This is a genomic window from Mucilaginibacter sabulilitoris, assembly GCF_034262375.1.
Lineage (GTDB): Bacteria > Bacteroidota > Bacteroidia > Sphingobacteriales > Sphingobacteriaceae > Mucilaginibacter > Mucilaginibacter sabulilitoris.
Genome location: NZ_CP139558.1, coordinates 454,599 through 479,323 on the forward strand (window position 1 = coordinate 454,599; position 24,725 = coordinate 479,323).

Consider the following 24,725-nt stretch of genomic DNA (forward strand, 5'->3'; position numbering starts at 1 on the left):
AAAACAATATTTTATAACATATTTATTATCAATAACTTATATACTATCTGGAGACATGAACCATTAAAACTGATATATCAGACGGTGAAACACCCGAAATTCGGGATGCCTGACCTAAAGTGCGTGGTTTTATCTTCATTAGTTTTTCGCGGGCCTCTTTTGAAAGCGACACCAGTGTATGATAATTAAATTCAGGATTAATTTCACGGTCTTCCATTTTTTTCATCCTGTCAACTATTTCCAGTTCTTTAATAAAGTAACTCTCATATTTGATTTTTATTTCAGCCTGCTCAATAGTTTCTTTATCATAGTTTGATAATAATTCGGTGAGTGATGGATCTGCTTTTTTTAGGTCATTAAAACCAACCTGCGGACGGCTCAATAAATTAAAGAGCTTGGCACTTTGCGAAAGGGGACTAGTACCTAATTCATCTAACATGGCATTGACATTTGCCGGATCGATGGATTTGCTTTTGGTGTAGGCAACAATATCATCAGAGTTTTTTACCTTTTGATTTACCTTCTCCAATCGTTCATCACTGATCAAACCAAGCTCATGACCCATTGGGCTTAGCCTGATATCGGCATTATCCTGGCGTAATAATAAACGATGTTCGGCTCTTGAAGTAAACATACGGTATGGCTCCTCGGTGCCTTTTGTAACCAGGTCATCTATCAAAACACCAATGTATGACTCCGATCTTTTAAGGATCAACTCATGTTTATCATTAATTTTCTGATGCGCGTTTATACCAGCGATGAAGCCTTGCGAGGCCGCTTCTTCGTAACCAGTGGTGCCATTTATCTGTCCGGCAAAATAAAGGTTGCTGATCAGTTTGGTTTCTAAAGTTAATCCAAGCTGGGTAGGCGGGAAGTAATCGTACTCGATGGCATAACCAGGACGGAACATTTTTGCGTTTTCAAATCCTGGTATTTGGGTTAATGCTTTGTATTGAACATCTTCTGGCAGGGAGGTAGAGAAACCATTTACATATATTTCTACCGTGTTCAATCCTTCGGGTTCAACAAATATCTGGTGGCGTTCGCGCTCTGCAAAACGGTTAATTTTATCTTCAATAGAAGGGCAATAACGCGGACCTAAACCTTTAATGCGGCCGGTAAACATTGGCGATTTTTCAAAGCCTTCCTTCAGTGTTTCGTGTACATTAAGGTTGGTATAAGTGATCCAGCAGCAACGTTGTTCCTGTATCATTTCAACATCTGTAAATGAAAATCTGCCGCGTTCTTCATCGCCCCATTGCTCTTCCATAAGGCTATAGTTTAAGCTGCGGCCATCCACGCGGGGTGGGGTGCCGGTCTTCATTCTGCCCGAATCGAAACCAAGTTCAATCAGTTGTTCGGTAAGTCCGGTAGCTGCTTTTTCACCTGATCGGCCGCCGCCAAATTTCTTTTCGCCTATATGTATTACGCCATTTAAAAAGGTGCCATTGGTAAGCACTACTGCATCGGCTTCTATCTCTACACCTATAGATGTACGCACGCCTGCTATAGTATTATTTTTTACCAGGAGGGAAGTAACAGTGTCTTGCCAAAAATCAACATTAGGGGTTCTCTCCAGTGCCAAACGCCATTCTTCGGCAAAACGCATACGGTCGCTTTGTGCCCTTGGGCTCCACATGGCAGGGCCTTTTGATTGATTAAGCATCCTGAACTGGAGGGATGTTTTATCTGTAATAATACCAGAGTATCCACCCAAAGCATCTATCTCGCGCACTATCTGTCCTTTGGCAACACCGCCCATAGCAGGGTTACAGCTCATCTGTGCAATGGTTCCCATATTCATGGTAATCAGCAGAACCGATGAACCTAAATTGGCCGCAGCAGCAGCAGCTTCACAGCCGGCATGACCTGCACCAACAACTATTACATTATATTTTTTAAACATTTTCACCTCCATGTTCCACGTGGAACGTTCTGTCTTTTTATCAAAATATGCCTTAAAATAGCATGTATGATCGGTCTTATTTATCATATGTTCCACGTGGAACATATGTCTTTATTCTTTAAATTATTCAAATAGAGAATACAAAATTATTCAATCTATACAGATGTTCCACGTGGAACTCTGAATAATGATATTAAAGCTACAAATCCCCATACACCTTCTAATACCACAAAAGGATAAAAGCTTACCATGTACGAAGCATAGCAGCAGGTACCTGCCCCAATGAGGTTTAATAAGCTATATAGCTTGCTTTCCGCAGATAGTTTCTTATATAAATTTAATAAAAAAGCCATCAAAAGAATGATTACACCTATAGAAGCAATAATATCCGATGTTTTCATATTATGATTCTTTTAGTTCGGTCAGTTCCATCCAGCGGGCGCTTTTTGCATCTAGCTTTTTATTTAGCTCTTCTATCTGGTTTATGATTTCGTTAAGCTTTGCAGGTTCTATTCCTACCACGTTTAACTGGTCGGTTTTATCTTTTATCTGGTTTTCTATAGCTTCAATTTCGGCTTCGGTAGTTTCCAGTTCTTTGGTCTCTTTAAAGCTTAGTTTGCTTTTTTTAGGGATAGGAGTAGCAACGGGAGCTTGCGCTACCGGGGCTTTTTTGCTTTGCTGCTTGGCTTCCTCAAGCTCTAAACGGTATGATGAGTAATTGCCATTATATATCCGCACATTACCGCCATCTTCCATAATAAAAAGCTGGTCGGTTAATTTGTCAAGCAAGTACCTGTCATGCGATACCATCATCAACACACCGCCATAGTTGGTTAAAAATTCTTCCAATACGTTTAACGTATCAATATCCAGGTCATTGGTAGGCTCATCCAGTATCAGGAAGTTCGGGTTCTTCATCAGGATACTCATCAGCTGCAAGCGTTTCTTTTCGCCACCACTTAGTTTTGATATAAAACCATATTGCTTGGCAGGAGGGAACAAAAATAAAGTAAGCAGGGCAGAGGCCGAAATGGTTTTACCATCAGCCATGGTAATAAACTCTGCAACGTTCTTTACAATATCAATTACCCGCTCATCTTCTTTAAAAGTAATGCCCGACTGGTGAAAATATCCAATCACTGTGGTCTCACCTTTAACAATTGTTCCTTTGTCTGGCGCCAACGCGCCCGTGATCAAATTAAGTAACGTCGACTTACCGCTTCCGTTCCTGCCTGCCAAGCCAATACGGTCACCTTTTTTAAATATATAGCTGAAATTTTCAATAAAGGTGCGGCCGCTGAATGATTTATAAAGATGCTCCATCTCCATGATTTTGTTTCCCTGACGTGCTGTTTTAACACTCAGCTCTACTTTGTCACGTATGCCGCCGCTCTTTGTTTTTTCTTCCAGATCATAATAAGCATCAATGCGGGCCTTTGATTTGGTTCCGCGGGCTTGTGGCTGGCGGCGCATCCATTCCAGCTCCTTACGCAACAGGTTGCTGTTTTTTTGGAAGGCAGCTTCATCAGCCGCATCACGCTCAGCTTTCTTTTCCAGGTAATAACCGTAGCTGCCATTGTAAGGCACAATTTTACCGCGGTCAATTTCCAGTATCTCGTTACAAACGTTGTCCAGAAAATACCTGTCGTGCGTAACCATCAGTATAGTCTTGTTACCTTCGGTCAGTAATTTCTCCAGCCACTCTATAGTATCAATGTCAAGGTGGTTGGTAGGCTCATCTAAAATATAAATGTCCGGATCCTCAATAAGCAGCTTGGCCAGGGCCAAACGTTTTTTTTGTCCGCCCGATAGGGTATTGATCTTTTGATTGAGGTGATGAATATCTAACCGGCCCAAAATGGTCTTAATTTTATATTCATATTCCCAGGCATCTACCTCGCTCATTTCTTCCATCACCTTTTCAATGGCTTTGGCATTGTCGGGCTCATTTTCCAGAAGCTCCTCGTATTTACGGATGAGCTGCTGCTGCACATCATCTGCATGAAAAATATAGTCGCTTATGGTTACCGCGTTTTTAAAATGAGGATCCTGTTCCAGGTAGCCCATATTAAGGTCGCGGCTTTGAACCACCTTGCCTTCTGTAGGTTTTAAATGACCGGCCAATAGTTTCAATAGGGTAGACTTGCCCGCGCCGTTAACGCCAACCAATGCCACCCTGCGGCCACGGTTTATACCGATGGTTATATTTTTAAAAAGCCAGTTGTCATGAAATTGATGACCCAGGTTCTCGGCCGAAATGTAAGTACTCACGATAGTTGTTTTATTTTATCATACTGGTATATAAATACACCGGTATTGTGTTTTATTGATTGTTTATACATGGCAGCAGCTACAGTTGCCGCCGGTATGCTCCTGTATTTTCTTAACCCGCCAATTAGCAACGGGTTAAATGCTTTCATCAAAACGGCAGCAATCCGCTCGGTCAACCTCTTTTCTGGCCTGTCGCCTGTTAACAGCGACGGGCGATAGATATGTAGCGCCGGTAACCCAACTTCCTGCAGATCAGCCTCTGTTTCGCCCTTCATTTTTAAATAAAAGTTTGATGAAGCTGCATCTGCACCAATAGCCGAAACCAAATGATATTGCTTAACACCATTTTGATGTGCCAATTGCGCCAGTTGCAACGGATAATCATGATCAATTTGGCGGTAAACTGCCAAATCGGGCGTTTTACTTTTGGTTGATCCCAGGCAGCAAAAAACAACACGGCCATTAAGGAAACCCTTATAAGCGTCGAGCTGATCAAAATCCACCACCAATTGAGTCAGTTTAGGATGCTGTATATCTAATTCTTTTCTTACCAGAATTAAAACTTCATCGTAAAAAGCCTCCTGCAGTAAAATATCCAGTAAATTACTGCCAATTAGTCCGCTTGAACCTGCAATAATAGCCTTATTTGCCATTGCATGCTTAATTTTTTGCAAAAATACACATAATTATATTGTGGAATAAAAATTGTGTGTTTAAACATATAAATAGGAGAACATCATGAAAACAATTTTTTATCCTGAGAATGAACGTGGAAAAAATGATATCGGTTGGTTAAAGGCAAACTTTTCATTCAGTTTTGCCTCATATTATGACCCTAATAAGGTTCATTTTGGGGCGTTACGGGTTTTAAATGACGATGCTATAGCAGCAGGCAAAGGTTTTGGCACCCATCCGCATGATAACATGGAGATCATCACCATTCCGCTTGAAGGAGGAATTGAACATAAGGACAGCATGGGTAATACCGGTGTAATTACCGCCGGCGAAGTACAGGTAATGTCGGCAGGTACCGGGGTTTATCACTCGGAGTATAACGCCTCAAAAACAGATGCTGCTAAAACGCTGCAGATATGGCTTTTTCCAAAAGAAAGGGACATACAGCCACGCTATGATCAAAAGAACTTTAAAGACAAGCTTAAATCTAACCAGTTGCTCACTTTGGTATCACCCGTTAAAAGTGACGATACTTTATGGATTAACCAGGATGCCACCTTTAGCATGGGCAACTTTGATGCAGGGCAGCAGGTAGCCTATGATATAAAGTATTCTGGCAATGGTGCTTACATATTTGTTATTGAAGGTTCTGTTAAAATAAACAGTACGGTTTTAAACAAAAGAGACGCCATGGGTGTTTATGATACAAGTTCATTTACAATTGAGCCCGAAGTTGCTTCACGCTTCCTGATCATTGATATACCAATGTCATAAACCAGTACGCCGAACCTAAAGGTTAATTTTCTTGGACCGCAAAGCAAAGCCACCAGGCTTTGTTTAACTATATTTAGTTGACTGACGTATGGCAGAACAAGCAATTACCGGATGGAGAAGATGGATGGAAGGCATTGGAGAACAAGGTATCTTCTTTACCAGGTTTTTCAGAAATATTTTTACCGGCGGCTTTGAGTGGTCGGAGTTTGTGCGGCAATGTTATGAAATAGGTTATCGCTCACTTACACTGGTGGGCATAACCTCTTTTATTATGGGGCTGGTGCTTATTATACAACTCCGGCCATCGCTGGTTGAGCTGGGTGCTGCCAGTATGCTGCCCAAAACGCTGGCGGTTTCTTTTGTACGCGAAATGGGCCCTGTAATTACCGCTATTATTTGTGCAGGTAAAATAGCCTCAAGTATTGGCGCCGAACTGGGCAGTATGAAGGTTACTGAACAGATAGATGCGATGGAAGTATCAGGTGCCAACCCGCTTCAATATCTCGTTGTTACGCGTGTTTTGGCCACCAGTATTATGGTACCCCTTCTGGCTCTTATTGGCGACGCTATAGGCCTGTTTGGAGGCTTCATCGCCCTCAATATTACCGATCATATCAGCTTTTCCCTCTATTTTAATAAATGCATCGCCTCGCTTGACTTTTCTGACCTGCTGCCGGCTGTAGTTAAAACTGTATTTTTTGGCTTCGCTATAGGTTTTGTAGGTTGTTATAAAGGATATCATTCTAACAAGGGGACAGAAAGTGTGGGTATTGCCGCCAATTCGGCTGTGGTAACCGCCTCCCTGTGGATATTTGTTATTGATGCCATAGCCGTTCAGATCACCAGCTTGTTATTTTATCATTGATATGAAGACCGAGGACGGAAATACCAACACTAAAAAGCCCGCATCTGCTAAAAAAGACGAGGTGGTGATTCATGCTAAAGGCCTGAAAAAGGGATTTGGTGAAAAGGAAGTATTAAAGAATATCACCTTTGATTTAAAGCGCAGCGAAAACATGGTTGTTTTGGGCCGATCCGGTTCGGGAAAATCGGTAACCATACAATGTATTGTAGGTATGCTTAAGCCCGATGGGGGAGATTTGACTGTTTTTGGGGAAAATGTTGCCGGTATGAATGACAATGAATTGAAACAACTACGCATAAAAATTGGGTTTTTGTTTCAAAGCGGCGCTTTGTACGATTCTATGACCGTACGCGAAAACCTGGAATTCCCATTAACCCGCGTATTGAAAATTAAAGACCAGGCAGATATTGATCAGCGCGTGGAAGACGTTTTAGACGGGGTGGGTTTGATGGATGCCGTTGATAAATTACCCTCAGATCTATCCGGCGGTATGCGCAAAAGGGTAGGCCTGGCGCGTACACTTATTGTTAAACCCGAAATTATGCTTTATGACGAGCCAACCACTGGTCTTGACCCTATTACATCAAGAGAAATTAGTGAGTTGATACTCAATATGCAAAAGAAATATAAAACATCGTCTATCATTATTACCCATGATATGGAATGTGCCAGGATTACAGCCGACCGCATTGTAGTAATGGAAGACGGGGAATATATAGCCGAGGGTTCTTACAAAGAGCTGCAAAAATCGGATAATAAAATAGTGAAGTCATTTTTTAGCGAAACGATATGAAAGCCACATCATCACAAAAAATAAAAATTGGCCTGTTTACCTTTGCCGGATTAGTGGTGTTGGTACTGGGGATATTTTTTATCGGAAATCAGAAAAGCCTGTTCAACTCTACTTTTAACGTGTACGGAACGTTTAAAAATGTAAGCGGCCTTCAGGTAGGGAATAACGTACGCTTTGCGGGTATAAACGTTGGCGTAGTACAATCAATAAATATTATTACAGATAGTTCTGTAAGGGTTGACCTTACGCTGAATAACAGTGTAAAGAAATTCATTAAAACTGATGCCAAATTAAGCATAGGGAGTGATGGGCTGATGGGGGATAAGCTGGTAGTTATTGCTCCCGGCGGCATAACAAGTCATGAAGAGATACAGCCGGGGGGGCGCCTGGGTTCTATTAACCCGGTTGATGTAGACAAGATTATAACCAAGCTTACCCGTGTTGCCGATAATGCCGAAACCCTGACTACTGATCTATCGCAAATTGTAGGTAAAATAAATGGCGGCAAAGGAACTATTGGGCGGTTATTAAATAATGATAAAATGGCGAAAGACCTGGAGGGTACAGTAAAACAGGCTCAAACTACCATGAAAAACGTTCACAAAACCACCAATACCCTCAATGAAGACCTAACCGCCGCCCAGCATAACTTTTTGTTGAGAGGGTTCTTTAACAAAAAGAAAAAGGCAGCCAAAGCCAAACAGGATTCTATAAAGAAAGTGCAGGAAGAAGCGCAGAAGGAAAAGGAAAAAGCAGCCAAAGAAAAGGCAGATGCTAAAGAAAAAGCAGCAAAGGATCAGGATAATAAAGGGAACTAAACAGAGGATAACAAGGTTAATTTTAACCTCGGGCAGTATGACTTTAAGCTGACACGCGGCGCCTTACATAACTAAACACAACTATATAGAATACTGTACACAACAACTATACAATAGCCCTAAAAAACAGCCACGATTTGTGCATAAACGGAATAAAAAATCCTCCTGATGTTACCAGGAGGCTTTTTTATTATAAGGAATGATTTTAGTTAAGATATTTGGTTATATCCTCTGATAACGGAGTGGTTTGTGACCTGAAACGGTGTATCAGTTTTCCATTTTCATCAATCAGGAATTTTTCAAAGTTCCATTTAATTTCGCCGGTAAAATCAGGGTTTTCGGCAGTGGTTAAATACTGGAACAATGGGTCAATATCAAGCCCTTTTACGCTAACTTTTCCGCTCATTGGGAATGATACATTGAAGTTTTCTTTGCAAAAGGTTTTAATGTCCTGATTAGTACCTGGTTCCTGACCTCCAAAATTATTGGCAGGGAAACCGACAACTACTAATTTACCTTTGTACTGTTCTGACAGTTTTTCAAGATCGGCATATTGTTTGGTAAAGCCGCATTTGGAGGCTGTGTTAACAACAAGCACTTTTTTGCCTTTGTATTTGGCCAGTGTAAAGTCTTTACCATCAATAGTTTTAAGTTTAAACTCATATACTGACGACGGGGCCGAAATAAAAAGGAAAGCGATTATTAATGTAAGTAATTTCATTTTGTTTAAAATTGATCGTGAAATAAATTCCTTAGTAAAATTAACTATTAAAAAATTCTTTTAGCCAAATACTCATCCTCTTTTTGTGTCATTTTCTGTTTTGTAACAACACTTTTATCCGTATAGCCAAGTAAATGCAATGCCCCGTGAATAATTACACGGTGAAGTTCCTCTGTTTCAGCAATTTTAAATTTAGCGGCATTTTCACGAACACGTTCAATCGAGATAAAAATATCACCAACAATTTCACCTTCAACCTCTGAGTTATCAAAAGTGATGATGTCTGTATAAGTATCATGATCAAGGTATTGCTGGTTAATGGGCAGCAAATATTCATCGGAGCAAAAAACGTAGGTAAGTTCTTTTAACTTAAAACCCTCGGCGGTAATGGTGTTTTTAATCCATTGTCGCACAAGGGTTTTGTTTTTTAATTTATAGCTGATGTCTTCTTCAAAAAACTGAATAGCGGGCATTATATTTTAAAATGTAGTTCAATGGTGTTGCCCGATGTATTGAAGATGCATTGATCGGCAAGGTGTTTTATAATGTACACACCCCTGCCGGTTAAATTTTCCAGGTTTTCGGGTGCTGTTGGATCGGCCAGGTTGGCATAATCAAAACCGGTTCCTTCATCAGTAACGGTCCATATAATGCGCTTTTGTTCTATCTCAGCGTTGATAATTACCTTTTTTGTTTCATCGAGTTTATTACCATGTATAATAGCGTTTATAACAGCTTCGTTCAGACAGGTCATCATATTGGCGAAGGTGTCTTCGGTAATATGATATTTATCAGCAATTTCTTCAATCAGCAGCTCAAGTTTAGCTATGCTCTCCGTTTTTGACGGTAGCTGTAACGTAAACAATTCACTGCTGGTATGAACATTTGCCTGTTCCATATTATTTAGCATTAAGTTGATCAAAGTAAGATTTTATTTTTTGTTTGTAATACAAATTAAGTGCCGGAGATACCGTTTTTATTTGCTCTGTTTGCTTATTCTGCTGCTGCTGGTACCCCTGCAGTGCTTTTATGTATCCCGGCGGTATATCCTTACCGGCATGGCTTTCCCTTTTCTGATCCTGTTCCCGTTCCTGTTCGGCTTTTTCAGCTTCTAATAACCGGCTTTGGATTTGTTGCTGCCTCTTTAGCGCTTCATCTGTTATCTTCCTGTTTACGAGATCATGCTCAGTTTGTTCCATTTCTTTCGAAATTTTATCTAAATTTCCCAAACCGCCCTTTCCGTCTTTGTTTTCTTCGCGGTTTATTTGTTCAAGGGCCTGCCTGATCATTTGCTGCTGACGCGCCATTTTGGCCAGCTGCTCGCTCATATTACCCTTTTCCCCCTGCTGGCTTTTGCCCTGGTTTCCCTGCTGCTGCATTTGTTCGCGGGCCTTTTGCATATTCTGGTTAAGCTGCTGCTGCATTTTGGCCAGCTGCGATACAGACTGTTGTTTCCCCTTGCCCGGCTTGCCTTTGTTCATCATTTTTTGCAACTGCTCTAAAGCCTCGCTTAGCATAAGCGCCAAGTTGTTCATAGCGGTCATGGCGTATTGCTGGTGGCGGTTAGCTTCGGCAGTGCGACGGTCGCCCAGGTTGTCAAGCGCCTGGTCAATATGGTTATTGATATTGCCTATTTCCTGGTTTACGGTTGATTGTATCTGAGGTATACGCCTGCTGAGGGAATAAAGACTATCCTCGGCAGTTTTAAGGTTGTCTTTTATATTCTTTTGATCCTGCGATAAGGTAACATAAGCCGGATCTGTTGGATTGGTGTTTTTTAAGGTTTGCATTACCTTTTCCTGATTAAAGGAACTGTTCACAAGGCTTTTTAACAATTCGCGCAGTTGCTGCGCGTCAATGGCATTTTCTTTACTTTCGCCTTCCTCGTTATTTTGCTGGAGTTTGCTGGCGAGCTGCTGCATTTGTTTGGCCGCCTGCTTTTGCGATTTTGCCGCACCACTTTTATTGTTTTTCTGTAGTTCGCCCGCGCTTTGATCCATTTGCTGGTCAATGCTTTGCGTTTCTTTTTGCGGGTTTTCAAAGTCACTTTTATGCTCGGCCTGCTCGTTTGTTTTCTGAAGATCTTCCAGCCCCTTTTTTATGTCCTGGAAATCCTTTTTCAGGTTGTCCTGTTCCTGTTGCAGGGCCTTTTGATCGCTGTTTTGCTGCCCGGTTTTGTCCGATAGTTGTTGTTGCTTATCGGCCAGTTTATTTAACTGGTCAACGCTTTGGTTAAGCTTTTGCTCAAACTCCAGTTTCTTATAAAGTTCCAGCATACGGTCGAGCTCTTTTTTCAGCGATTTGTTATCCATTTGCATTTTTGATAACTCATCGCGGGTATCGTCTTTTTGTTGCTCGTCCAAAAGCTTTTGCAGGTTTTGCAGCAACTCTTTTGTTTTTTGATCGAGCACATTGTTAAAAAGGTCCTCGATTTGCTTTTGCTTTGCCAGTAGCTCCTGGTTTTGCTGCTGGTTTTCCTGGCGGTTGTAGAGGTTTTTTTTGTTATCGTCTTTTATCTCCTTTACCAGGTCTTCAAGATCGCGGCGTTTCTGAAGTAGGTCCTCTACCTGTTTCTTTTCATCAAAGGAAAGCGTGTTTTTGTTCAGCAACAGCTGATTTAGCTTTTGCGAATCGTGCTCAACCTGGCCGGCAAGCTTAATGGCCGATTGCATTTTTTGCTTAATAGCCTGCGTACCGGTATTTAACTGTTCATTAATGGCTTTGGTATCAGGTACATTAAGCGTACGTTCGGGGCTGCGTGCTTTTTTAGGGCCGTTTACGCCATCATTATCTGCAACTTCAAAAAAATAAGTTACCCGGGCGCCGGGGTTTATGCCCAAATCCTTCAGATCCCAGAAATAAAAGAAGTCCGATTGTATTTGATCCATCGCCGCATCAACTCGTTTAATAAACGTTTTTTGCTGTTTGTTATTACCGGTATTTTGCACACTATAGTGAAAATTTAACGACGAGAACCCATGATCATCCTGTATCTTTCCGTTGAAATATAGCGCATTCATACTTACCGAGTCTGACTTTTCTTCAACAGTAATAGCCGGGGGCTCGTCTGTTATTACATTGATATGATAGGCTGCAGAATCGCTGTGGTTAACAAGGGGGTTTAGTGGGCTAAGCTTGTAAACAGCATTTTTATAAATAGTTTCGGTATGCTCAAACAAATCGGTGCCACTTAATTTGGCTGGCTGCGCAATTCCGTTCATATAAAATTGAAGCCCTGTGGCGTGTTGGGTATGTAACTGCCATTTAACCCGGGTTCCCTGTGGTATAACCAGGTCGCCGGCATTGGTCAGTGTTTCCTCTTTTTTATGCAGATAGGCCGGATAGCTGAGTTCCACATCAAAATGAAGCAGCGCGGGCTTTTGGTTTACTTTTATTTCATACTGTACCGAACTGAACCCATTGCCCAACAACCTGAACCTGGTGTTTTGCTGCAGATTACTGAACTGATAATGAAAGCGGCTGATGTTCTCTTTATCGAGCTTAAAGGTATTATTTGCAGTTTCAATATACACATCGGCAGGCAGTTTATCACCATCCAGCTTGAGATCCAGCTTAAGGTCGTCTCCCTGAACTACGGATAGCTTTTTATTCAGAATGGTGAACCGGAAAGGAGCGATTGGTGCAAAATATTCGTTATGCCTGATGATCCTTTTAGTACTTTCTGTTAATACCGATGGTGCAGCGAAAGCTAAAACGATGATCACCGCAACCGGAGCCAATATCCATTTGAGGTATTTACTATTCTCACGAATGTTGATGGCTGATGGAAAGCTCACCGGCTTAAGCGCTTCTATCTTTTGATCAATGCTGGCTTCAATAAGGGCACGGTGCTTTTCATCACCGGCAGCCAGTTTTTTAAGCTGCAGGGTGTTCAGCAGTTTATCATTAACATCATGAAAATGTTTGCCTATAATTTCGGCAGCCTCATCATGTGTTAATGAATGCCCCAATTTTAACCAGGAAAGCAGCGGCGGTAAAATAAGCCAGCAAGCAAGGCCAATATTAAGCAGAATAAAAAAGTAGAATAATATGGTACGGAAAGCAATATTGAAATTGCCGAAATACTCGCTCAGGGTAATTATTACATAAGCGGTAAACAGACCGGCCCCTAAAAATATAAGCCCGCGCAGAAAATTATTGAAATAGTATTTCCTGATGAAGATGTTGATCTTCCCGATTAATACGTCATAATTTTCGGAGGAGTTCATATTCGGCGCTAAAATGCAATACTATATTAACTTAACGGAAAAACAGGGCAATTTATACAATTAAGGGTTTAAACTGAAAAAAACAACGCAATGAATAAAACGATTTATTAAATTGTAAACGAACGCTAACAAGTGTTAACAATCTGTGTATAAGGCAAAGGTTAAGTACTGGTTTTTTTACCGGACAGGCATCATTTTCTACTATTTTTCATCTCCGTCCCCAATTAATAAAAATAGCCAGTGTAATAAGATTTATTTAATATGCGGCGTTCGCGACGCTTTTATTTTCTAACACTTGTGGAGTTGATTGCAGGGTGTAATTAAAGAGAATTTGGCCGGTATCAATATCAAATAAAATTACTGCTACTGGATTTTGCCTGAACGCTTGATGCCGTTGAGCGGTGTATATGACTTTCATTTTCTCTTTAATGAGCTGTATTGTTTCTTCCTGGTTGCCGGTTGATGTACCGCTGATTAATTGGTTAGGGAGCAGGCCTGGCCACTGCGCGTCAACAGTTCTGATCTCGTTTTCGATGGTTTGGGTGGCAAGCAGCTTGTGTGAGGCTGGCGGAAGGACATAAGTAGAACCGGGTGTATATCTGAAAGATTTTGGCGTTGTGAATACATAAAAATCAGATGATGGCAAGTGAATGCTTGCCGAAAAATAACAATAGCCTTTTATTTTTTGTGCTTGTGATGTTATTGAGCTACTCAATAATAGTAACACCATGAATGTACATTTCATAACCGTAATTGCTTGAAATATTGTTAGTTAGGTCCTCACGTGCAAATTATTGATTTTAACAGTGTGTTTGCGGACAATATTGGTACAATATGATTTACACAAATGTGAAATAGCGGACGTTGATTATACACTTATTGTATTAAAGGCGTATACCTTCAATAATTCGCTCTCTGGCTAAGCAGGGTGCTGTATCAGAAATAGCTGCAATGCAGTGATGTTTAGAAATTAAAATGTCTGCTTGCACTTACAGGGGGACTTATTATATTTGCCTCTCAAACATTTGTGCCGTTTATTGTACTTTGATGTTTGAGAACACATTCGGGATGTAGCGTAGCCCGGTATCGCGCCAGCATGGGGTTCTCGCTATCGCTCAAAACGATGGCCTCTCGACCATCATTGCTGGAGAAGAAAGCTCTAATTTCCGCTCTTTTTTGATTTTGTTTACTACCGTTTTGGTGTCATTAACTTATTTTATGGCAACCATTGCTATTGTATTGAATACCACCAAAAAACTATCAAACGGCGAATATGCCGTCGCTCTAAGAGTTACACATGACAGGCAAAGTAAATATTATTCACTAAGTATGTTGATGACAAACCAATCATTAAAATGGCGTTGTACTAATGAAAGAGGTTCTTTAAGATTTGTAAAGGATAATTAAGCTGGTTTGCTAAAAGGTACTGAATCCAAATAACTGAAGAGCTTACTTTCGGGTAAGCTCTTTCTGTTTAAAGTATTGTAACTGTTCTAATAAGTTGCTAATATTGTTTATACCTTATCATTAAAATCGATGGCAGCATCATGCTACAAGTGTGGTCAACATAGCGCTAATTACAGACGTACAGTGCAGACCGGTTATGCCCAAACCTATTATTTCAACACTAGGCACAATACTTCAAGTACAAGAACTTATTTCGGTGTAAGGAGTTTATGTGAGGGTTGTGCATATTCTTATGATAAAAGCAAAGCAGTTAGATTTTTATTGATACAAATATTAATTCTGGCTGTATTAACCTACCTTTTGATTCATTAATATGTACAATTGGAGCAGTATTAAGAAAATCAGATGGATTGCCTACACTATCTTGGCCATCAACTTGGGACTCGGTTTATTCCTCATTAGTGGTAAAGCTAAAAACATAATATATCACAAATATGTAGATGGCAGAGTTGGTTATATTCATGCTAAACGAGGCGTTAAACTCAGGCAAGAACCGAGAGCTGATAGTAACCCCATTTCAAATATTGGTAATGGAGAGTCAGTAACAATTTTAAATGACACATCAACGGTAAATGAAGGATGGGTTCAGATCAAATATAGGAGGAGCACGGGTTGGGTATGGGGAGATTACCTTAGCAAATAAATAAGCTATCACTTTCCTTTACCCTCTTTTGTTGCTTAGGAGAGCAAAGGAAAGCTTTGCTTATGCCTGTCCATCGCAGAGGCCATCCACACACCAGGAAGATCGGTATTGCGCAATTCTTAAGCTTTTCAAATCAGTCGCCGGATGTTGTTCCGTTTAATAAGTCTGCGACACATTAAACTCCGCCGCAAGGCTAACACACAATACCTGCACTTTTTTATTTCAATCACTATACACATATACCACCCACTAATAAAATGTGCAGGCATTGCCCACCACAATGCGATCTGTCATCCAATTTGATTTAAGCAAAGTCATTGCTTCATGAAAGCTTTCTCTGGCCTTATCAATCATTCGCTATGCTCATTCATTGCTACGTCAGCCGCTTTCCACAATTTTAGCTCACCTGCGTCTCGCAAACCGCTTCAGTCTTGTCATAGCATTTGATATATGCCTTTTCAACACATGCCTTATAAGGTCAAATGCAGCGCCAAGTCTTTGTGAAGCATTCTTTGAAACCGCACGTTGTGCTCTCCCTTCACAGACGGTTTGCTCTGTTCGCAGGCGGCTCGCAGAAGAATATCAACAAATGTTATTATTTATCAATTTAAGAATATTATTACAAGCTATTTGTTTGGAATGATAATTATATATATTTGCGACACCTAAACGATTAATATGATTAACCTGTCACAATAACAAACACCCTTCGCTAAGCCTCATAAAGGCTCAATCAATCAGTTTTAATCTATCAAAGAATAGTATCCGTACATGCAGTATGCTGGCATAACTATGTATGCTGTTCGGTAAGCAATAACCAAATCACATTATGAAAAAAATAGCACTGACCCTACTTGTCTTTTTGAGCATTTCCCGTTGTGCACACGCGCAGTGGGTGAACGGAACGAACCTCATGTATTATACCGGCGGTAATGTTGGTATAGGAACAACCATTCCGGTTTCTGGTTTGAGCGTAGAGGCCGCTCAGAATGCGGCGATGGCGCCATTGACCAGCTTACCCAACGGCTCGGCATGGATCGGTGCTACCAGCACTACCGGAGGGATTTCCATCGGTCAGTTCGGCGGAACATACGGCTATATCCAGAGCCGAAATAAAGGAATAGGTAGCGGGGCATATAAGCTGGCCCTGAACCCCTTGGGTGGTTTTGTCGGTGTGGGAACAACGGCACCGGCAAGTGCACTGCATGTTATAGACGCCAATGCTACCTTATTGACACTGGAAAGGAACGCCGGAGCCACTAATATGAATATCCAGTATAAGAATAACGTAAATTCGATCTTTGCCGGACTGGATGTTAATGGCGGCTTTAGTATTGGCACCACTGCTAATTTTACGTTGAGCAGCAAACTGACGGCCACAATTGACGGCAACGTTGGTATTGGAATATTTACACCGACAACCAAGTTACAGGTGAGGGAACTTACAGACAGTAAACCAGGAGGGGTAACACAGCCCAGTAAATCAGTTTTTAAACTTTCAAGAAGCGGTACATCCGGCTATTCCTATAATGAAAGCGCGGAATTTAGAATCGGACATGGCGGTCCTGGCGCATTTGGCTCCAAGTTAGACCTGTTTATCAATGGAGCTAACAATATCAATGATACGCCTGATCAGCAGGCAATGACATGGCTATATAACGGGAACGTGGGTATTGGAGTAACAAATCCTCAAAACAAGCTGGATGTAAACGGCAGGATACATTCTCAATCAGTGCTGATAGACATGAATGGCTGGTCAGATTATGTATTTAGGAAAGATTACCAACTCCGATCATTGGCTGAAATTAAAACTTATATCGATCAGAACCAGCACTTACCGGAGATTCCATCAGAGAAACAAATAGCCAAAGAGGGTTTGAACTTAGGCGAAATGAATAAACTACTGATGAAAAAAGTAGAAGAGCTGACACTTTATCTGATTGAGAAAGACGAACAATTGCAACAGCAGGGGCGACAGATGCAAAAATTACAGGAAGAGGTGCAGCAGCTTGTAAAAAGTTCATCGAAGACCAGTAGCCAGTCAACGCAATAATTTTTAATGCTGTTCAATCTTTTTATCCTACTACACTTATCTGATTCATGAAAAAAATTCTATTAACCATCACCATAATCGGGGGAGTTATCCATATGCTTTGCGCGCAACAAGCCGGAATGCGTCAACAAACCAGCGCAACCGGTACTGCTCCGGGCGACGGAAGCATAGGTATAGATATGCCCAATATGCTGCCACCATCTCCATCGGTTTCCGAGATTACTAAATATGCACTGGTTGGTCCGAGCTTAAGTACCGGTGCGGTTAATACCCATATAGACCTATATACCTATTCCACCAAAAATCTGCATTTACCCATTACCCTTAATTATAGTTCCACGGGATTAAAAGTTGATCAGATCGCTTCCCGGGTGGGGCTGGGCTGGATGCTGAACGCCGGCGGGGTAATCAGCAGGACCGTTGTAGGCGGTCCGGATGAAAGCGGATCGTTTGCCTTCCCTCCCGCAGACTTTCCGGGTACCAGAGGATCCGCTTTAGCGGATTATGTGAATTCGGTTGTTAATAACGGGTACGATACCCAGCCGGATATTTTTAATTATAGTTTTCCGGGATATTCCGGCCGGTTTGTCTTTAAAGGAAGCACGATCAGTAAACTGGAGCAAAATAACTTAATCATACAGGGTAATGCGGTAAGTGGATTTACCATCATAACACCGGATGGGGTAACGTATGAATTCCATGCCGTGGAGACATCATCCTCACTTGATTCAGCTAATCCAAAATACCGGACGACTATCAGAAACGCCTGGTATCTGACGCAGATCACCCACCCTGAAGGGGACATTATTTACCTGAAATATGAGTCTTGTCAGTTCAGCTATGTGCCCTCGGTTAACCAAAGTATTAACTTTCTGGATAGCGATGCGGATGATCCCAACGAAAGAGCACCATGTGACAATTCCCCAACTCTGACACAGAATTCCGTGACGCTGATGAACAAGGGCCTATTTATATCCGAAATCAGCAGTAATTCCAGGTTGGGAGGGGTACTGCAATTTTCGTACATCCCACGGCAGGATATGCCCGGTGATGTCGCCCTACGGCTGATCAAACTGTTTGATGGTACGGGAAGTAAAACAGGTGACGCCACAATCATTTCCGATGTCGCCAAGAAGACGGTCGAAATGGACTACAATTGCGTCAATTGTACGGGTACAACCCCAAGCGTTACCGGGCGGCTGTTTCTAACGGAAGTAGATATCGATGATCAGGCCTATCTGTTCAACTATAAAGATCTGGATCACATCCCGGCCCGTCTATCCTCAGGTCAGGATGATTTCGGGTATTATAATGGCAAGGGCGGAAACAGCACCTTAATTCCCAACAGGGTGGATCCCCGGTACACCAGCGGCGCCGACAGGCACCCGAATTGGTTTTATGCGCAAAACGGATTGTTGAATAAGGTGACTTACCCTACGGGCGGATATGACAGCCTGGAGTACGAGCCCAATCAGGTATACAGCGATTCCGGGCCAGACTGCGACAATCCGGATCAGGTCTTCCAGGTCGAGGCAAACGGTACCTCCACGCTTAAGCATTATAATATTTATTACAGCGAACTGATGCATGTGACCTGTGACCAGCAAACGACGATTAATGTCAGCTGTATTCCCATGCACCGGAGTTCCGAAGGCTTGCCGACCTATCCGCAGTATGAATACGGTGTATTTGCAGGTTTGGCAGATTTGAACCATAATCTAATCACAGCACAACCCGTTCCCGCAGCTGTTGACCATACCACTAATGCTGATTTTCATGTGCCTCCAGGTGATTATTATTTATACGTAAAAGTGCAAGGGGATACCCGCGGCATTGCAACACTGGATTACAACAACAGTAATGCAGCCAAAGGGAATAAAGATGTCGCAGGAGTTAGGATCAAGCGGGTATTATCCTATGACCAGGTGGGTGACCGCCTGGCGATCAAGCGGTATATTTACGATACTGTAGGCACGGACGGGGTTACACGTTCCTCGGGCGCCTTGCTGGACCTCCCGCCTAAATATGCGCATGCTTATAAAAGTTTTAAAAAGGTACCTACAGATGGTCCAGCAACACCCTGGTGTTCACTCAAGACCTGTTTCTATACGCAGTTGTCTTCTGCCAATTACTATGAGACCAACGGAACCGGTAATCATATTACTTATAGTAAAGTAACTGAAAGTATCGGTGATAACTATGAAGGGGGGGGGAACGGAGCACACTTTCTTTGCAGGCGCCGTAGAGACATCTGGTATTTTAATGGGAAATCCAATACCTACTGTTCCCCTGTCGAACCTTAACCGGTATATGGGTTTGGAACGCGAACAAAAAAGCTTCCGGATGCAGGGGAATCAAAGAATCGTTTTAAAAGACATTGTTACCAATTATACAGATGATCCCCGTTTATCTGAAAGCTCTACCTATTACGCTATCCAGGCAGATGGCGGCAGACAGTACTCCTGTGATATGATCAATACCATTTTTGACTACAAATGGCTGAATGTGGCCTATTATTCGCTGTACAGCGGATGGCTCTATCCTTCGTCGGTTAAAACCATCATTTATGATACTAACGGACAGAACCCGCTAACTACAACAGAGAATTATGTATATAATAATCCGGTTAATCAGTTGCTCAGCTCTGTCCAAACTACCAATAGCAAAGGAGAAACCCTGTTGACGGATAACTTTTATCCTCAGGACAACATCACAGGGTTGTCCGCTGAGGCGTTAGCGGCAAAAAATGAACTGGTTAACAGGAATATTATTTCACCACTGATCTTTCAAAAGGTTAGTAAAAACAGCACCTTGCTGGGCGTATCAAAAGTCAATTACCGGATATGGCCGAATAACCTGGTCCTGCCCGCAACAGTAGAAGCACAGATCGGAAGCAATCCGAGTGAGACGCGGCTCGTTTATCAGCAATATGATAAAAATGGGAATGTCTTACAGCTTCAGAAGGCAAACGGACCATTAAATTCATATTTATGGGATTATACCCATTCCTATGTTACTGCCCAGGCAATCAACGCTGCAATCAACGATATTGCCTATACCTCATTTGAAGCGGACAGCACGGGGAACTGGAACATTCCATCTGCGGCTAGAACGGCTCAAAATGCCATTACGGGTGTTAACAGTTACAATCTTTCCAACGGGGGTATCAGCAAAGGTAATTTGAATGCAAGTGAGATCTACAAAGTATCCTACTGGCTGAAGAGCTCCACGCCATTAACCATCCCTGGAACATTGTCGGGATATCCTCAAGCAGGAAGGAATTATAATGGCTGGTATTATTTTGAACATTTAGTAAGTGGAAAAAATGCGATATCGATCAGTGGAACTACGCTGATCGATGAATTACGCCTTTACCCGGCAGATGGTCAAATGCTCACTTACACTTATAGTCCGCTGACAGGTATCAATGCGCAGGATGATGCGAAAAATGCCATATCTTATTATGATTATGATGATTTCAACCGGCTTCAGAACATTAAAGATCTGAACGGAAATATCCAGAAAAACTATTCCTATAAGTATGCGGGCAGGAGTGTTAATTACGGCGGACATCTGGTTTATTACAACACCGAACAAAGCGGAGGCTTTACGCGGGACGACTGCGGAAGCGATCATGGATCAACAGTGACTTATACGAAGGCCGCCGGGTTGTACAGTTCTATAGTCAGCCAGGAAGACGCCGATAGTCAGGCAATTGCTGCTTTGAATGCAGAGGGGCAGGCGTACGCCAACCAGCATGGTACCTGTATTGTTTGCACCGGCGATGGCAATAAAATAATAAATGACATATGTGAAGCGGGAGTCAAGATTTATACAGCTTCAGTAAGACATGCGGGTAAGTTTGATTGCACCTATCATTATCAATGGTCGGATCATAGCATAAGCATCGATTATGTTGAAACGAGTACTACCGATTGTATGCTAAACTAATATATCACCTACATGAAGACCTTATCACAGATGAATCATATCAAAAGACTGGCAATAGGCATCATCCTTTTGCTATCAGCATATCACCTCCAGGCCCAGACATTAATAACGACCACGCAGCTGAGCGGAACAGCGATAGCACCGGGCCAATACTATAATTACAGCAGCATTCAATTGGGGCCGGGGACAACGATCACGCCGGGGGCCGGTCAAAGTGTCAAGTTGTATATAGCTAACCCGGACTGCCAGCCGCTGGCGAATAGTTTTAATCAGAATCAGAATTATATTGTGACCTCGGTGCCCCGGCGCGAGGGGATGAAAACCGTCGGCGCTACGCCAAACTCAGGAGACTTTGCAAACCGGACAAGCTGCGAGCTGATGCAGACGGTGCAGTACTATGACGGTTTGGGCAGGCCCCTGCAAACCGTGCAGGTGAAAGGGAGCACGCAGGGCAAAGACGTGGTACAACCGATGGCCTATGATCAGTTCGGCAGGGAAACTCAGAAATACCTGCCCTATGCGGCCACGACAGCGGATGGTAGTTATAAACCAGATGCCTTGACGGCTGGTTTATCCGGCTTTTATAACCCTACAGGCAGCGGCGTCAGCGGCAGCCAGCAAAGCAATGGAATAGTGGTGATCCCACAACCATTCTCGCAAACTGTATTTGAGCCTTCACCGCTGAACCGGGTGCTGGAGCAGGGGGCGCCGGGAACACCCTGGCAGCCGGTAGCAGGCAATACCACGGGACATACGATAAAAATGGTTTATACCACCAATAACCTGAACGCCTTTAGCGGGGCCGATACGGCGGTAAGCATGAGGGTAACACTTTATAACGCGACCGTCAACAGCGACCAGAGCCGCGCGCTGACCATAGGCAATACCGATGGCAATTATTACCTGGCGGGTCAGCTGTATGTAACGGTGAGCAAGGACGAAAACTGGAAAAGCGGTCGTGGCGGAACAACGGAAGAATATAAAGACAAGGAAGGCCATGTGGTGCTGAAACGCACGTTTAATTATACTACGGGCACGCTGCAAATGCTATCTACTTATTACGTGTACGATGACCTGGGCAACCTGGCCTTTGTGCTGCCCCCACTAAGTGGTGCGGATAACGGTATTACCAGCGTAGCCAATCAAACCGTGCTGGATAACCTGTGTTACCAGTACCGTTATGATGAACGCAACCGGGGAAGCCGTAAAAAATTGCCCGGTAAAGGCTGGGAGTATATGGTCTATAACAAACTGGATCAGCCGGTGCTCAGCCAGGACGCGGTTCAGCGTGCCAGCAAGCAATGGACAGTAACCAAGTATGACGCCTTAGGCAGGGTGATCATGACCGGCCTGTGGACCGATGCTGCTGCTTTGTCGCAATCCCAGCTGCAAACCAATATTTACAATGCCGACCAGTGGGATGCGCGCAATACCAGCGATACCAATACCGGCTACAGCATCAGCAGTTACCCGGCAATCAGCAGTTATTTAAGTATCAACTATTACGATGATTATAGTTTCAGCAACATCACCGGGTTCCCGGCCCTATTCGGGACTATGCCATCCGGAGCCAGTCCCCAAACGAAGGGTTTGCTTACCGCCAGTAAGGTCAATATACTGGGAAGCAGTAATATGCTGTGGGATGTAAACTATTACGACGGATTTGGTCGTAACGTGCAAACCTATAAGCAGCACTACCTGGGCGGTGGTACGCCAAACGCCAATAATTATGATGTGATCGCCACCGGTTATGATTTTACCAATGCCATCACCTCCACTACACGTAAACATTATAATACCACTGGTACCACAAGCCCGGTACTGACCATCGCCAACCTGTATTCCTACGATCATATGGGTCGTAAAACGCAGACATTTGAACAGATCAATGGCGGGCAAAATGTGCTGTTATCCCAGGCAGATTATAACGAAATAGGACAGTTAAAGACCAAACACCTGCATAGTACCAACAACGGGACTTCGTTTTTGCAGAACGTCAGTTATGCGTATAACGAGCGTGGCTGGCTTTCGCAGGTAAACGATCCGAATGTTGCCCCGGCGGCAGATAAATTGTTTAGCATGGCGTTGAACTACAATGCTCCGGTGCCTGCACATAATAGTAGCCCTCAGTATAACGGTAACATTGCCGAGCAGTTGTATAACAAGGGCAGCGCAGGGCAAAAGTATGTTACCTATAATTACGATCAGCTGAACCGTTTAACCGCGGGCAATTCCGTAGAGACATTCAGTGAGAACGGGATTACCTACGATGCCAACGGCAATATCAAGACATTGACACGCCTGGGGCCCAATGCGGGGACGCTGACCTATAACTATGGAAGTACCAATCAGTTGCAGTCGGTAAGCGGCGGCGTAACGCGGAGTTATGGCTATGATGCCAATGGCAACGCCACCAGCGATGGTCAGGGCCATACGATCAGCTATAACCTGCTGAACCTGCCTCAAACGATCACGGGCAAAAGCTTAAGCTATATCTATGACGCCTCCGGTCAGAAACTGCGGAAGATCTCGGGCACAACGGTAACTGAATACATTGATGGCATACAATATACGGGAACAGGGATCGATTTTGTGCAGACCGAGGAAGGCAGGGTGCTGAACCCGACCACTTCGCCGAACTACGAATATACCCTGACGGATCACCTGGGGAACAACCGGGTAACCTTCGACCAGGTAAAGGGAAAGGCGAGTGAGGATGATTATTATCCTTTTGGATTAAATGTTGCAAGGGGAATGATACCAAGTTTGAGAAATCATTATCTTTACAACAAGAAGGAGTTGCAGGATGAGCTAAACCAGTATGATTATGGCGCAAGGTTCTATGATCCGGTGATTGCAAGGTGGACGAGTGTTGACCCGTTGGCGGAGAAGTCAAGACGGTGGAGTCCATATAATTATGGAGTTGATAATTCCATAAGATATATTGACCCGGATGGAATGGACGCTGAAAATTGTTGTGGGGTATTGGCACAAGACCCAGTAACTTTAGGGCTGGGTGCGGCAGAGGTAATTTCCTCTGGATTGGCAGCGTTAGGGATCGTTACAACAGCCGCGATTATAGTGAACTCTCAGAAAAATAATTCAAATAGTTTTCCTGTAATGCCACGTGACAATACAAGGATAACTAATAGTGTTCCACGCATAGCACCAACCATTGTCAACAACAAATCTAGTAGTGATACCAAAACAAAAGGTGATACTCCGGAAAATCCTCAACCAACTTCAAGGGCGGCGAGAAGAGATGCTCAGAGAAAAGCGGGGATACCGACAAGTCAACCTTTGCATCAAGATAAAGATTCGAAATCTGGTGACCAAGTATTATTAGATAGGGACAACGAAAACACTGTACAAGATGCAAAAAACGATTCAAGTCATCCTGGTCAGCCACATTGGGAAGCTGGAAAAACAAAAAAAGATGAGAGTAAGCCGGATGGATTAAATAGATCAGGAGGACAATCAAATAAACCACAAATGCAGAATGATAGCAAGGCGAAATCATATTATACACCGCCTCCATTATTTAATTATTAACAATTGA

19 protein-coding genes are annotated in these 24,725 nt (G+C 42.9%); 10 read left to right on the forward strand and 9 right to left on the reverse strand.

Annotated features, from left to right (window positions below; all coding sequences use genetic code 11):
- Positions 1-43 precede the first annotated feature (43 nt).
- From mnmG to SNE25_RS02055, 4 genes are all read right to left on the reverse strand, one after another.
- Positions 44-1,906, reverse strand: a complete 1,863-nt coding sequence (gene mnmG, locus SNE25_RS02040; protein WP_321563425.1) for a tRNA uridine-5-carboxymethylaminomethyl(34) synthesis enzyme MnmG — start codon at positions 1,904-1,906, stop codon at positions 44-46.
- 155 nt (positions 1,907-2,061) lie between these two features.
- A complete protein-coding gene (locus SNE25_RS02045; protein WP_321563426.1) occupies positions 2,062-2,307 on the reverse strand; it encodes a CBU_0592 family membrane protein in 246 nt (81 codons plus the stop codon).
- Between the two features lies 1 nt (position 2,308).
- A complete protein-coding gene (locus SNE25_RS02050) occupies positions 2,309-4,177 on the reverse strand; it encodes an ABC-F family ATP-binding cassette domain-containing protein (RefSeq protein ID WP_321563427.1) in 1,869 nt (622 codons plus the stop codon).
- Positions 4,174-4,830: an oxidoreductase gene (locus tag SNE25_RS02055; protein WP_321563428.1), complete on the reverse strand. Its 657-nt coding sequence runs from the start codon at positions 4,828-4,830 to the stop codon at positions 4,174-4,176. Before SNE25_RS02055 ends, SNE25_RS02050 begins: the two co-directional genes overlap by 4 nt.
- A gap of 85 nt (positions 4,831-4,915) precedes the next feature.
- Here SNE25_RS02055 and SNE25_RS02060 point away from each other — a divergent pair, with 85 nt between their 5' ends.
- The 4 genes from SNE25_RS02060 (at position 4,916) to SNE25_RS02075 (ending at position 8,102) form a co-directional block, all read left to right on the forward strand.
- A complete protein-coding gene (locus tag SNE25_RS02060) occupies positions 4,916-5,626 on the forward strand; it encodes a pirin family protein (RefSeq protein ID WP_321563429.1) in 711 nt (236 codons plus the stop codon).
- 88 nt (positions 5,627-5,714) lie between these two features.
- Positions 5,715-6,491: an MlaE family ABC transporter permease gene (locus SNE25_RS02065; RefSeq protein WP_321563430.1), complete on the forward strand. Its 777-nt coding sequence runs from the start codon at positions 5,715-5,717 to the stop codon at positions 6,489-6,491.
- A 1-nt stretch (position 6,492) separates the two neighbouring features.
- A complete protein-coding gene (locus tag SNE25_RS02070; protein ID WP_321563431.1) occupies positions 6,493-7,284 on the forward strand; it encodes an ABC transporter ATP-binding protein in 792 nt (263 codons plus the stop codon).
- On the forward strand, positions 7,281-8,102 hold the full coding sequence (locus SNE25_RS02075) for an MlaD family protein (RefSeq protein ID WP_321563432.1): 822 nt from the start codon (positions 7,281-7,283) through the stop codon (positions 8,100-8,102). The genes SNE25_RS02070 and SNE25_RS02075 overlap by 4 nt, the downstream gene beginning before the upstream one ends.
- Before the next feature lie 205 nt (positions 8,103-8,307).
- Here the strand turns inward: SNE25_RS02075 and SNE25_RS02080 are convergent, their stop codons facing one another.
- The 5 genes from SNE25_RS02080 to SNE25_RS02100 form a co-directional block, all read right to left on the reverse strand.
- Entirely contained in the window at positions 8,308-8,823 is a 516-nt protein-coding gene (locus SNE25_RS02080; protein ID WP_321563433.1) for a glutathione peroxidase, read from the reverse strand.
- Positions 8,824-8,870: 47 nt separating this feature from the next.
- The gene (gene ybeY, locus SNE25_RS02085; protein ID WP_321563434.1) at positions 8,871-9,296 is read right to left on the reverse strand and encodes an rRNA maturation RNase YbeY; all 426 of its coding nucleotides are present in this window, start codon (positions 9,294-9,296) and stop codon (positions 8,871-8,873) included.
- Positions 9,296-9,721, reverse strand: coding sequence for an ATP-binding protein (locus SNE25_RS02090; protein WP_321563435.1), 426 nt, complete (start codon positions 9,719-9,721; stop codon positions 9,296-9,298). The genes ybeY and SNE25_RS02090 overlap by 1 nt, the downstream gene beginning before the upstream one ends.
- Before the next feature lies 1 nt (position 9,722).
- Entirely contained in the window at positions 9,723-13,052 is a 3,330-nt protein-coding gene (locus SNE25_RS02095; protein WP_321563436.1) for a DUF4175 family protein, read from the reverse strand.
- 256 nt (positions 13,053-13,308) lie between these two features.
- Complete coding sequence (locus SNE25_RS02100; RefSeq protein WP_321563437.1) at positions 13,309-13,797, reverse strand: hypothetical protein; 489 nt, start codon at positions 13,795-13,797, stop codon at positions 13,309-13,311.
- A gap of 473 nt (positions 13,798-14,270) precedes the next feature.
- On the opposite strand from SNE25_RS02100, the gene SNE25_RS02105 reads away from it, so the two are divergent.
- The 6 genes from SNE25_RS02105 to SNE25_RS02130 all read left to right on the forward strand — a co-directional run bounded on the left by SNE25_RS02105 (position 14,271) and on the right by SNE25_RS02130 (position 24,718).
- Entirely contained in the window at positions 14,271-14,459 is a 189-nt protein-coding gene (locus SNE25_RS02105) for an Arm DNA-binding domain-containing protein (protein ID WP_321563438.1), read from the forward strand.
- Between the two features lie 373 nt (positions 14,460-14,832).
- Complete coding sequence (locus tag SNE25_RS02110; protein WP_321563439.1) at positions 14,833-15,162, forward strand: SH3 domain-containing protein; 330 nt, start codon at positions 14,833-14,835, stop codon at positions 15,160-15,162.
- 829 nt (positions 15,163-15,991) lie between these two features.
- Positions 15,992-17,215 carry a hypothetical protein gene (locus tag SNE25_RS02115; protein ID WP_321563440.1) on the forward strand — a complete coding sequence of 408 codons (1,224 nt, stop codon included), beginning with the start codon at positions 15,992-15,994 and terminating at the stop codon, positions 17,213-17,215.
- A 47-nt stretch (positions 17,216-17,262) separates the two neighbouring features.
- Positions 17,263-19,518: a hypothetical protein gene (locus tag SNE25_RS02120; protein WP_321563441.1), complete on the forward strand. Its 2,256-nt coding sequence runs from the start codon at positions 17,263-17,265 to the stop codon at positions 19,516-19,518.
- Positions 19,478-21,166, forward strand: a complete 1,689-nt coding sequence (locus tag SNE25_RS02125) for a DUF5977 domain-containing protein (RefSeq protein ID WP_321563442.1) — start codon at positions 19,478-19,480, stop codon at positions 21,164-21,166. Before SNE25_RS02120 ends, SNE25_RS02125 begins: the two co-directional genes overlap by 41 nt.
- Positions 21,167-21,178: 12 nt before the next feature.
- Complete coding sequence (locus SNE25_RS02130; protein ID WP_321563443.1) at positions 21,179-24,718, forward strand: DUF6443 domain-containing protein; 3,540 nt, start codon at positions 21,179-21,181, stop codon at positions 24,716-24,718.
- Positions 24,719-24,725 lie beyond the last annotated feature (7 nt).